10 protein-coding genes are annotated in these 11,677 nt (G+C 66.6%); 2 read left to right on the top strand and 8 right to left on the bottom strand.

Going from position 1 to position 11,677, the window contains the following annotated elements:
• Positions 1-308: 308 nt before the first annotated feature.
• Entirely contained in the window at positions 309-1,709 is a 1,401-nt protein-coding gene (locus tag IQ35_RS08510) for an OprO/OprP family phosphate-selective porin (RefSeq protein WP_242003308.1), read from the bottom strand.
• Between the two features lie 159 nt (positions 1,710-1,868).
• On the opposite strand from IQ35_RS08510, the gene IQ35_RS08505 reads away from it, so the two are divergent.
• On the top strand, positions 1,869-3,365 hold the full coding sequence (locus tag IQ35_RS08505) for an ABC transporter substrate-binding protein (protein WP_145072664.1): 1,497 nt from the start codon (positions 1,869-1,871) through the stop codon (positions 3,363-3,365).
• 19 nt (positions 3,366-3,384) lie between these two features.
• Positions 3,385-3,807: a DUF4112 domain-containing protein gene (locus tag IQ35_RS08500; RefSeq protein ID WP_145072662.1), complete on the top strand. Its 423-nt coding sequence runs from the start codon at positions 3,385-3,387 to the stop codon at positions 3,805-3,807.
• Between the two features lies 1 nt (position 3,808).
• On the opposite strand, the gene IQ35_RS08495 is transcribed toward IQ35_RS08500, so the two are convergent.
• From IQ35_RS08495 to IQ35_RS08465, 7 genes are read right to left on the bottom strand one after another with little or no spacing between them, the layout of a single operon-like run.
• On the bottom strand, positions 3,809-4,618 hold the full coding sequence (locus IQ35_RS08495; protein WP_145072660.1) for a ribonuclease T2 family protein: 810 nt from the start codon (positions 4,616-4,618) through the stop codon (positions 3,809-3,811).
• The gene (gene nadC, locus IQ35_RS08490; RefSeq protein WP_145072658.1) at positions 4,611-5,465 is read right to left on the bottom strand and encodes a carboxylating nicotinate-nucleotide diphosphorylase; all 855 of its coding nucleotides are present in this window, start codon (positions 5,463-5,465) and stop codon (positions 4,611-4,613) included. Before nadC ends, IQ35_RS08495 begins: the two co-directional genes overlap by 8 nt.
• The gene (locus IQ35_RS08485; protein ID WP_145072656.1) at positions 5,462-7,576 is read right to left on the bottom strand and encodes a prolyl oligopeptidase family serine peptidase; all 2,115 of its coding nucleotides are present in this window, start codon (positions 7,574-7,576) and stop codon (positions 5,462-5,464) included. Before IQ35_RS08485 ends, nadC begins: the two co-directional genes overlap by 4 nt.
• A gap of 50 nt (positions 7,577-7,626) precedes the next feature.
• The gene (locus IQ35_RS08480; protein WP_145072654.1) at positions 7,627-9,042 is read right to left on the bottom strand and encodes a phospholipase D-like domain-containing protein; all 1,416 of its coding nucleotides are present in this window, start codon (positions 9,040-9,042) and stop codon (positions 7,627-7,629) included.
• A gap of 21 nt (positions 9,043-9,063) precedes the next feature.
• Positions 9,064-10,050, bottom strand: coding sequence for a quinolinate synthase NadA (gene nadA, locus IQ35_RS08475; RefSeq protein WP_021244298.1), 987 nt, complete (start codon positions 10,048-10,050; stop codon positions 9,064-9,066).
• A 35-nt stretch (positions 10,051-10,085) separates the two neighbouring features.
• Positions 10,086-10,805 carry a DUF4230 domain-containing protein gene (locus IQ35_RS08470; protein ID WP_145072652.1) on the bottom strand — a complete coding sequence of 240 codons (720 nt, stop codon included), beginning with the start codon at positions 10,803-10,805 and terminating at the stop codon, positions 10,086-10,088.
• Entirely contained in the window at positions 10,790-11,668 is an 879-nt protein-coding gene (locus IQ35_RS08465) for an MBL fold metallo-hydrolase (RefSeq protein WP_031290798.1), read from the bottom strand. Before IQ35_RS08465 ends, IQ35_RS08470 begins: the two co-directional genes overlap by 16 nt.
• Between the last annotated feature and the right edge of the window lie 9 nt (positions 11,669-11,677).

The raw sequence follows: 11,677 nt of genomic DNA, 5'->3' as shown, positions 1-11,677 counted from the left end.
ATTATATATCAGAGCATGACTGCTTCTGGCCGAAACCAACCATCGCACGACGATAGTTGCAAGCTGGATAATCCCCATATCTTGGACCAGTCGACACTCAGCAAACGATAGGCGATCCTGTCCACATTCCTGTGATCGAACCATTTTCCACGCGGAGGCGCGGAGTGTCCGGGAAGGCAATGATGCGCATTCCTTCCCATCACGGCCGGAAACGCAAGAAGCCGCCTTTCGCGCACCTTGTTCTCCGCGTCTCCGCGTGAATCGATCAGAGCAGCCGGCTCGGGATGATGCCTGAATGTCGATCCGCCCTAGAAATCCAGTTCCGCGCGCCAGCCCAGCACGTCGACGCCATAGTTGGAACGGCTGCCCGCGAGAATGGCGGCGTCGGTATAGGCGATATGCGCGTAGTTGAGGTTGAAGCGCAGATATTCGATCGGCGTCCAGACCAGCGCCGCGATATACGCCTTTTGCGTTCCGCCGACGATGTCGCGGTCGTTCATGTCGAGATAGTCGTAACGCAGCCCCACTTGCCACGCGCCCAACCCGCCGCTGCCGACCGGATTTGCCGGCTTCACGCCGCCGAATATCCCGTTCCCGTAGCCGCGGGTTTCCCCGGTCAGGACATAGCCGACCTCGCCATAGCCGCCGAAGAAAGTCGGGTCGCCGAGCGCGGGACGTTTGACCGTCAGCCAGTGCGCTTCCCCCGCCCACCAGAGCGGTCCGCGCGTGCCCGCCAGTTCGATGCCATAATGGCTCTCGCCGGTCGCCGGAATATCCCCGCTGCTCAGGAATCGGCTGTTGACGGTATGAAGATAGGGGCGCTGACGGTAGCGCCGTGGATTTTCCGATAGCCGCTGAAAGTCGCGCCAATGGCCCGACAGGCCGAAATGCCACTGGATATCGCCCCATCTGGGCGCCAGCACGAGGCGGCCGTCGATGCCATAGCTGTTATTTTCATCGCCGCCGTCGGGACCGTCCGCATCGTTGACAAGGGAATCGATGCTGTCGGAGAAGATTCCCGCCTGCGCCAGCACGATGCCGGAGCGATATTGCGCGGAGAGGCCCAATCGCCGTTCGAAACCGAAGGCGTCGGTGAAGGCGGCGCGCTCCATCGTCGTTCCGGTCGTATCGCCGATCAGTTCGTCCAGCGACTGAAACTGATTCTGGTTGCCCAGCATGATGAGCCATTTCTTGTGCTCATAGCTGATATAGGTGTCGACCGTGTCGATGCTGTTGTCGGACAGTTCGACTTCCAGCTTGTACCCGAAACCGCCGCCAAGCCGCCCCTCCCCGCCCAGGCGCAGGCGGCGCAGTTCGTTGGAATAGCCCTTCGCCCGGTCGGTCACGCTGCCGGGCGTCATCACCAGGCCCGCATCATATTGGATGCGGCCCTTCGCCTTGAAGCTGGCCGCGCCCCTGGTGAAGACCGGACTGCCCTTCCAGCCGATGTCCGTTTCGGAGGACGGCTTTTCGGCGGCGGATGCCTGCGCCAGTTGCCCGGCGGTCTGGTCGGGTGCGGGCTGCTCCTGCCGCGCCGCCGCCACGCCGTCGAGACGCGATTCGAGTTGCTGGACCTGCGTCTTGAGAGCGGCGATCTGCGCGCGCAGTTCCGCGGCCTCCGACGCGCTGATGGTCTGCGCCGCCAGCGGGCAGGGCGCCATTGCCAGTGCCAGGGCCGTGCCGATCCGAAGGGAAATCTTGCCGCTCATCTACGTTCCTTTATGGAGTGGCGATGCGGATATGAAGTTTCTGTTTCATTTGCGTGCACAATTTATGTCGCTTTTATGACATCGGGCGGCAATGCTTTTGCATTTCCTTCCGCCATCCCGGTTGCGCGTGGGCGCGGGCAGGCTACACTTCATCCGCCCATGCGTTTCGTGCCGTTCTTTCCCCGTCTTGTCCGGTCCGCCCTGACGGCTGGCCTTTTGTGCGCGGGCGCCCTCGCGACCGGCTGTTCGGACCGGAGCAGCGGGCCGGTGGCGGTGAGCGTAGTCGGCGTTCGCGACGATTTCGCGAAACCGCTGGAGCGATTGCCCGATCCGGGCGCGAAGCTGATCCTGGAGGCGACCGCGCAGGGGCTGGTGGCCTTTGACGCGGGGGGAGAAATCCTGCCTGCCCTCGCCCAGCGATGGATCGTGCAGGATGACGGCAGAAGCTATATCTTCCGCCTTCGCCGCGCCTTCTGGCCCAATGGCGAACGGGTGACGGCGGGGGATGTCGCGCGGCTCCTGTCCGCGCGCATCGACAGCTTGCGGCGGCTCGACCCGGACGGGCCGCTCGATGCGGTGGACGCGGTGGTGCCGATGACGGGCGAAGTCGTGGAGATTCGCCTGACCGCCGCTCGCCCCTTCGTGTTGCAGATGCTCGCGCAGCCGCAGATGGCGATCCTGTCGAGCGCCGGCGGCACCGGACCCTATCGCAGCGAGAAACGGGGCAAGGCGCTGTATCTGAAGCCGGTGGACAAGACGGAAGAGGCCGAGGAAGCCGCGGGCGCGCTGCCCGCCTGGCAGAACCGGATTGTGCGGGCCGAGCGGGCGGCGCTGGCGATCGTGCGCTTTCGGGAGGGCGCGGCGGACCTGGTGCTGGGCGGGCGTTATGCCGACCTGCCGCTGCTGGTGCCGTCCGGCGTGGATCGGGACGCGGTGCGCGTCGATCCGGTGCAGGGCCTGCTGGGACTCGCCATAACGGGCAAGGGCGCCTTGCTGGACGACGGCGATATCCGCCGCGCCATCAATATGAGCATCGACCGGAGCCAGTTGCCCGCCATGTTCCCGCTGGGGGGCTGGGCGACGAGCGAGCAGTTGCTGCCCGCGCAGTTCGAATTGCCCGCCCCCGCCCCTGCGCCCGACTGGTCCGCGCTTCCGATCGAGGAGCGGCGGGCGCGGGGCCGGGCGGCGGTCGGCCGCTGGCGCGCGGAGAGGCAGGAACCGCCCCCGCCGCTGCGCATCGCCCTGCCCGACGGGCCGGGATCGACGATGCTGTTCGCGTTGGTGGCCCAGGGCCTGCGCGCCATCGGCCTTTCAGCGCACAGGGTCGCGGTGAAGCAGGACGCCGACCTGCGGCTGATCGACGAAGTGGCCGCCTATGACAGCGCGCTCTGGTATCTGGGCCGGGTCGGCTGCGCGCGGGGCGTGCATTGCAGCCGGGAAGCCGGAGACATGCTGCAATCGGCCAGCCTTGCCGCGACGGCTGAAGAACGCGCCGCCCGGATCGCGCAGGCGGTGGCGCTGACGCAGGCGCATGACGGCTATATTCCGCTGGGCACGCCGGTCCGCTGGGCGCTGGCCGCGCGGCGGCTGAGCGGCTTCATGCCATCCCCCCGCGCGCGCCACCCGTTGAATCATCTGTTCCGCGCCACCAATTAGGGCGGCAGGAGGATAATCGATGGCCATTCCGCAGGATCAGTTCGACCGCATCGCGCGCGACATGCCCGGCTTTGGCCGCGATCCCGCTTCGGTCCGCCGCCGGATCGAGGCGATGGAAGCCCTATTGGAAGGATTGTTCGTCCTGCCGGGGACAAACCGCCGTGTCGGGCTGGACAGCCTGGTGGGCCTGATCCCGGTGGTCGGCGATTTCGCGACCGCCGCCATGGGCGCGTGGATCGTCTGGGAAGCGCGCAACCTGGGCATGTCCAAATGGCAGTTGACGCGCATGGCGGCCAATGTCGGCGTCGACACGCTGATCGGCGCGATCCCCTTTGCCGGCGATGTGTTCGACTTCCTCTACAAATCGAACACGAAGAATCTGCGCATCGTGCGGCGGCATCTGGACCGGCATCATCCTTCGACGGTCGTTATCGACGCATAGGTCAGCCGCCGCCCTCCTTCGGCACTTGGGCATGGGGATCGAGATCGAGGATGAGGCCGGGCCCGCGCGCGGGCGTGACTGGCGCGGGTCGGGGCCGGGGCATGGCCGGACCCGGCTCTATCCGGAGATAGGCGCTGCTTTTCGCGCCGTCCTTGCCGGCGGGGCAGCGGGCGAATTCCAGGGCCTTGTCCATGCAGATCCACAGTTCCGACAGCCAGTTGCCGCGTGTCGTCCCGACCCGGATCATGTCGGGCCGCAGACGGCGGTTCGCGCGGACGAAGGCGTCGGTGAACTGCCCCACGGTCAAACGGTCGCGCCGCGCCAGCGCCGCCATGTCGGGAAAGCGCATGGTCTGGTAGAAGGCGCGGGCGAGATCGAAATAAAGCTCCGGCCTGCTCGCCATGCAGGTGCCATGTTTGGCCCATTCATGCTGAAGAAGCTGGGCCGAAGGCGTCATGCACAGATTCTGCCGGATGACTTCGCGCGGCAGCAGATCGGCCTTGCGGCAAAATTGCGGCCATGATCCGCCCGCTCCGTCCGGCCACAAGCCATGCAGCACGAAGCCGAAACGGCCGTTGCGGCCATTGCACTGGAAAGCGCTGTCGCCGCCCCGCGCGGTGGAGCAATATTGCGGCGACCAGGACAAGGCGAGCGTATAGCCGCCGATCGGCACGATGCGGCCAAGCTGGCCCGCATCCGGCTGCACCGGGCGCGGACGCGGCATTTGCGCGGGCAGACTGCACTGGACGGCCTGCGCCGATGCCGCACATGGCATGGTGAGCGCAAGCAGCGCCAGCGCGCCTCTAAGCATAGGCGAAGTCGAGGCCGATGTCCGCCGCCGGGGCCGATTGGGTCAGGCGGCCGACGCTGATATAGGTGACGCCCGTTTCCGCCTTCGCCCGGATGGTGTCGAGCGTGACGCCGCCCGACGCTTCGGTCGGCACGCGGCCGCCCACCAGAGTCACCGCGCCGCGCAGGGTCGGCGCATCCATATTGTCGAGCAGCAGATGCGTCGCCCCGGCGGCGAGCGCGGGTTCGATCTGGTCGACGCGGTCGACCTCCACGATGATCCGTTCGATGCCCGCGGCGGCGGCGCGGCGCACGGCTTCCTCCACCGATCCGGCGACGGCGACATGATTGTCCTTTATCATCGCCGCATCCCATAGGCCCATGCGGTGATTGGTCGCGCCGCCCATGCGAGTCGCATATTTCTCCAGCACGCGCAGGCCCGGGATGGTCTTGCGCGTGTCGAGCAGGGCCGCGCCCGTGCCCATGATCCTGTCCACATAGGCGCGGGTCATGGTGGCTATGCCGGTCAGGTGCTGAACGGTGTTGAGCGCGGACCGCTCCGCCGTCAGCATGGCGCGCGCCTTGCCCTTCATCCGCATGATGTCGGTCCCGGCGGGCACCCGGTCGCCATCCCGCGCCAAAAATTCGATCTCCACATCCGGGTCGAGATGGCGGAAGAAGGCGGCGGCGATGGGAAGCCCGGCCAGCGTCACCGCGTCGCGGCTGTCCATCATCCCTTCAAAGATCGCGTCGGCGGGGATCACCGCTTCGCTCGTCACGTCGCGGGCGTCGGGGCCCAGGTCTTCGGCCAGCGTGGCGCGGACGAAGGCGTCGAGGGCGAAGCCTGGAAGGTCGAAAATTCCGCTCATTTCTTTTCCCCGCCGATCTCGCGCTTCAGGAAGGCATGGAGCAGGGCGGCGCGCACGGCGTCCTCCGCATGGTCCGCGCCGACCGAATGGCCGCCTTCGCGATATTCGTGATAGTAGACGCTGTTGCCATAGTCCTTCAGCTTCGCCGCCATCTTGCGCGCGTGGCCGGGATGGACGCGGTCGTCCCTGGTCGAGAGATAGAAGAAGGCGGGCGGATATTTCACGCCCTCGCGCACATTCTGATAGGGCGACCATGTCTGCATGAAGGCCCAGTCCCCCGGCTTGTCGGGATCGCCATATTCCGCGACCCAGGACGCGCCCGCCAAGAGGTGGGAATAGCGCTTCATGTCCTCCAGTGGCGAGCCTGCGATCACCGCGCCATAGAGGTCGGGGCGCTGCGTCATCGCCGCGCCGACCAGAACGCCGCCGTTGGAACGGCCGGAAATGGCGATGCGGCCCTTTACGCCGACGCCGGTTGTTATGAGGTCTTCGGCCACGGCGGCGAGGTCGTCTAAGGCGTTCTGCCGTTTTTCGCGCAAAGCCGCCGCGTGCCATGCGGGGCCATATTCGCCGCCGCCCCGGATGTTGGCGAGGACATAGGCATTGCCGTCCTCCACCCAGAACAGGCCAAGCGGCCCGGCGCGATAAGGTTCGGTGGTGAGATAGGTCGGCGTCTGCGCCGCGCGGAAGCCGCCATAAGCGTGGATCAACGCCGGGACCGGGCCGGTCACGCCCTTCTTGCGGGCGAGGAAATAGGGGATATGCGTGCCGTCCTTCGACGTGGCGAAGCGCTGTTCGACGGTGAACCGGCTGGCGTCGAAGCGGGCGCCGAGTTGCTGGACGGTGCGGGCCGCGCCATCGGGACCTGCGGCCACCAGGCTGGGCGGGGTCAGCATCCCTTCGACCGAGGCGAAGACAATGTCCTGGCGGTCCGCCGCGCCGACCAGATGCACCGTCGCCTTGTCGGCGAGAGGCACGGCGCGGCGGGTCCACCGGCCCGTCGCGGCGTCGCGGGTGAGCGCGAGGAGCGCGCCGGACACATCCTCAAGCTGCTTGACCCAGAGGATATGATCGGTGGCGCGGACATCCTCGACCACGGCGCGCGCGGCGGGTTCGAGCACGATTTCCGGCGCGCCCGCCTTCCCCGCCGCCACATCGGCGAGCGGCCAGGCGATCAGCGATCCGGCGGGAATGTCGCCCATCGGGTCGTTCAGATAGACGATCATCCGTCCGCCGATCACCGTGCGAAGCTCGGCGGTTTGCGGCATCGGCGTCCTGACGAGGCGGCCGCCCTCCCCCTCCAGCCACAATTCGGCGGTGTAGAAGGTGAGCGCGCGGTTGATGAAGGCCCAGCGCCTGTCGCCGTCCTGCTCGACGCGCGGCGCAACGATCATGTCGCCGGCCGCGCCCTCCATCACCGGCGTCGCGGAGGCAAGCGGCGTGCCGCGCCTCCAGCGCTTGACGATGCGGGGATAGCCCGACGCGGTGAGCGTGCCCGCGCCATAGTCGGTCGCGACCAGCAGCGTGTCCTTGTCCGCCCAGGCGACATCGCTCTTGGCTTCGGGCAGGGTGAAGCCGCCGTCCACGAAGCTGCCCGTCGAAAGGTCGAATTCGCGCACCACATCGGCGTCCGTGCCGCCGGGGCTGAGCGAGACGAGGCAGCGCTTGTAATCGGGCGCGAGGCAGTCGGCTTCGTGCCAGACCCAGCTTTTGCCCTCCGCCTTGCCCAGCGCGTCCACATCGATCACGGTGGTCCATTCGGGCTTGCCCGCCAGATAGGATGCGAGGTCGGTGGAACGCCACAGACCGCGCGGGTTCTTCGCATCGCGCCACAGGTTCATGACGCGGTCGCCCAATATCCGATCGGGGAACGCGATCTGGCTTTCATCGTCGAGGATCGCCCTGGCGCGGGCGCGGTCCTGTTCGAAGGACGGATCGGCGCGCAGCAGCCGTTCCGTTTCGGCGTTCCATTTTTCAACCTGCGCTATGGCCTTCGGGCCTTCGATCTCCTCCAGCCAGAGATAGGGATCGTCCTGCGCGGCGGCGGGAGAAAGGGCGGCGACAGCCAGCGGCAGGGCGCTCGAACGAAGAATAGCGGGCAGCTTTTTCATGGGCCAAGGCGATAAGCGATCCCGCCGCCCGATGCCAGCGTAGAGCATCGCTAAAGCAGCGATCCGACCATGCGGGCGATATTCTCCGCGATCTTGCGGGGGAAGGGGCGCGCGCTCCATACGGTGCGGTCGATCTCGTCGCTGTAGGCCAGCCAGTCGCGCTGCACCGCTTCCACCTGGGCGACCGAGACCGGGTCGAGCAGGAGCAGGCTCGCTTCCTCGTTCAACTGGAAGGAGCGCAGGTCCACATTGCTGGACCCGATCAGGGCGAGGCCGCCGTCGATGCTGACCGTCTTGGCATGGAGCAGATAGCGGCGATAGGCGTGGATATGCACGCCCGCCGCCAGCAGCTCCGCATAATAGGAGCTTTGGGCGAGGCGGACGAGCCATTGGTCCACCGCCGCCGACACGACGATGTCGATCCGCACACCGCGCAGCGCCGCCGTCCGCATCGCATCGACCAGATCGTCGTCGGGGATGAAATAGGGGGTAACGATAATGGCGTGGCTGCGCGCCTGATGCAGTTGCCAGACGAGCAGCGTCTTGAACCCCTCGAGCGGATATTCCGCGCCGCTGGGCAGAAGCTGCGCCACGGCCTTTCCGGCAGGCGGCGGCACAGCGACGGGGGCGGAGGGCACTTCATGCGTTTCCAGATACCAGTCGGCGCGGATCAGCGCCTCCATCTCCGCCACCACGGGGCCGGTGACGCGGGCGACGAGTTCGCGGTTGACGATGCCGGGCTTGAAGTCCTTCGCGACGATGTTCTGCGATCCGACATGGCCGATTGCGCCGTCTATGACGAACAGCTTGCGATGGTTCCGCATGTCGCGGCGCGTGCGTCCGCGCAGCCAGCGGAAGGGCAAAGCCTCGCGATGGGGGACGTTCGCCGCCTCCAGCATGGCCAGCGTGCCGCGCCGCCATGGGCGCGATCCGACGGGATCGAACATCACCTGCACGTCCACGCCCCGGATGACGGCACGGCCGAGCGCATCGGCAACGCGCTGTCCGACAGGATCGTTGGCGAGGATGTAGACGAGGATGCGGACATGGCTGCGCGCGCCGTCTATGTCGGCGACCAGCCGGTCTATCGCCGCGTCATAATCCGCGATCAGATCGACGGCGTTGCCGGTCGTCGCGGGCATCTTGCCGAGCGCGCCGGTGAGCGCGACGATGGCGTCCCGGTCCGGGTCCGGCGGCGGCGCATGGGCGGCAAGGCGGGAACCCAGGATGTGGAACCAGCCGTCCAGCTCGCGGAACCGCTCCCGCCGCCATTCGGGAAAGCGCGGGGAACCGATCGCCCAGAACAGCAGCAATCCCGGCACCGGCAGAAAGAAGATCAGCAGCAGCCAGGCCCGCGTCGCGGCGGGCGAACGGCGGAAGGGAATGGCGAGCAGCGCGCCGATGCGGATCGCCCATTCGAGGACATAGAAGGCGATCCCCACCTCGCTGTCGGGAAGGCCGAACATCGCGCGTCCCCGCCGAACCGCCTAGCGCCTGCCCAGATCGCCCTGCCCCACCGTGCCGCTCGCCATTTCGAGCATCCGGTCGAGGCTCCTTTTGGCGCCCAGGCGCAGTTCCTCGTCCATTTCGATGCGCGGTTGCAGGTCGCGCAGGGCAAGATACAGCTTTTCCAGCGTATTGAGCGCCATATAGGGGCAGATGTTGCAATTGCAGTTGCCGTCCGCTCCGGGCGCGCCGATGAAGGTCTTGTGCGGCATCGCCTTTTGCATCTGATGGATGATGTGCGGTTCGGTGGCGACGATCAGCGTGTCCCCATCCATCGATTTGGCATAGTCGAGAATGCCGCTGGTCGACCCCACATAGTCGGCGAGATCGACGATATGGCCGGGGCATTCGGGATGCGCGGCGACAGGCGCGCCGGGGTGCTGGAGCTTGAGCTTCTGAAGTTCGGTTTCGCTGAAGGCTTCATGCACGATGCACACGCCCGGCCACAGCAGCATGTCGCGGCCCAGCTTGCGCTTCAGATAGCCGCCCAGATGCTTGTCGGGACCGAAAATGATCTTCTGGTCCTTTGGAATCTGGGCAAGGATTTTCTCCGCCGAGGAAGACGTGACGATGATGTCCGACAGCGCCTTCACCTCCGCCGAACAGTTGATGTAGCTCAAGGCGATATGGTCGGGATGGGCTTCGCGGAACGCCTTGAACTGGGCGGGCGGGCAGGAATCTTCCAGTGAACAGCCCGCGTCCATGTCGGGCAGGACGACGATCTTTTCAGGGCTGAGGATCTTGGCCGTTTCCGCCATGAAGCGCACGCCGCAGAACGCGATGACGTCGGCGTCGGTTTCCGCCGCGCGGCGCGACAGCTCCAGGGAATCGCCGACGAAATCGGACAGGTCCTGGATTTCCGGCTTCTGGTAATAATGGCCGAGGATGACGGCGTTGCGTTCCTTGCGCAGCCGGTCGATTTCCGCGCGCAGATCCACGCCCTGCGGGATTCCGGTGATCGCGTTCATGTCCTCAAAACTCCTCGAATACCCTTGTCACGGCCCTAGCGAGCCTGTGGCCTGTTTGCCAGCACCTCGTTGATGGGCGTGGTAACGTCCCATTGTTCCTTGTTCGCACCGCGTCTTTCCGGCGGGAAAGTCACGATCACCCGGGCGTCGCCATATCCCATCGCGCCCATGGGCGCACCCAGCAGCTTGCCCAGAGCGGCGCGGCCATAATCGCGGGCCTGCGCCATGCGTTCGGGCGAGCGGGCTTCCTTTTCGGCGCGGCCCTGCGCGTGGGCGGAGGTGCGGCGGCTCAGTTCCTCCGCCGCCTTGCGCGTGACGAACATGCCGTTGGTGCGGACCAGCGTGCGGGCGGCTTCATCGACATTGGGACGCGCGGGCTTCACGTCCGGGGCGTTGACGATAAGCGTGCGGGTCCTTTCGTTCCATTCCAGGTCGTCGGGACCGATGTGACTCACATCTATGAAATAATCGACCGAGAAAGGCATCTTCACGACCTGATCGGATTTCAGCCAGCCGAAGCCGCGCACATCGCGCGCCGTGCTCTGGATCGTGCCGGAGAGTTCGGACACCTTGAGGCTGCTCGCGCCCGCGAAGCGCTGGGCGACGAGCTGCGTGACGGCGGACCCGTCCTCCTCCACCGTCACGACATAATCGCGATTATAACGCTGCCACCCCGCCAGCATCACAGCGCCGACAATCAGCAACAGCAACGCCGCGCCCAGCGGCGCGCCATAGCGTTTCAGCAAAGCCGCCATCGGCCGTCATCCAGCGGAGCGGCCATGCCGCGCTGGTCCAGATCGATGAGGTGCGCAAGGACCGAGCGTCCCGCCGCGCCATGCAGGCGCGGGTCCACGCCCTTGTACATTTCCGCCACCATGTCGGGGATGGGCGACGCGCCCTTGCGTTCGAGGAAACGGAGTATCTGCCCCTCGCGCTGCTTGCGATGGCCCATCATCCCGCGCACAAGCCGCTGGGGGTGGGCCACCGGTTCGCCATGGGCGGGGTAGTAGACCGCATCGTCCCGGTCCAGCAGCCGCTGCATCGAGCGCATATAGTCGGTCATGTCCCCATCGGGCGGGGAAATGACGCTCGTGGACCAGCCCATGACATGATCGCCGGTGAAAAGGGCGTTCTCCTCCAGCAGGGCGAAGCAGAGATGGTTGGACGTGTGGCCGGGCGTGGCGACGGCTTCAAGCGTCCAGCCTTCGCCCGACACCTGCTCGCCATCGGCCAGCACGCGGTCGGGGCGGTAGGAGGCGTCGAACGCGGCGTCGGCGCGGGGACCGTCATCCTCCATGGTGAGCGGCGCGCAGCCGATGACCGGCGCGCCGACAACCGCCGCCAGCGGTGCCGCCGCCGGGCTGTGGTCGCGATGGGTGTGGGTGCACAGGATCGCGCGGACCGGGCGGCCCGCGATGGCTGCGACGACCGCCGCGATATGGTCGGCATCGTCCGGGCCGGGATCGATCACCGCCACGTCGCGGCCGCCCACGACATAGGACTGCGTCCCCGTATAGGTGAAGGGCGAAGGATTCGGAGCCAGCACGCGCCCCACTAGCGGGGACAGCGACATGAGGATGCCGGTCGGCAGGTCGGCCGGATCGAAGGGGGCGTTCATATGTCCCAT

Origin of the sequence: Sphingobium wenxiniae, from assembly GCF_007830065.1 — a bacterium.
GTDB lineage: Bacteria > Pseudomonadota > Alphaproteobacteria > Sphingomonadales > Sphingomonadaceae > Sphingobium > Sphingobium wenxiniae.
This window is presented reverse-complemented; position numbering and strand designations above follow the sequence as displayed.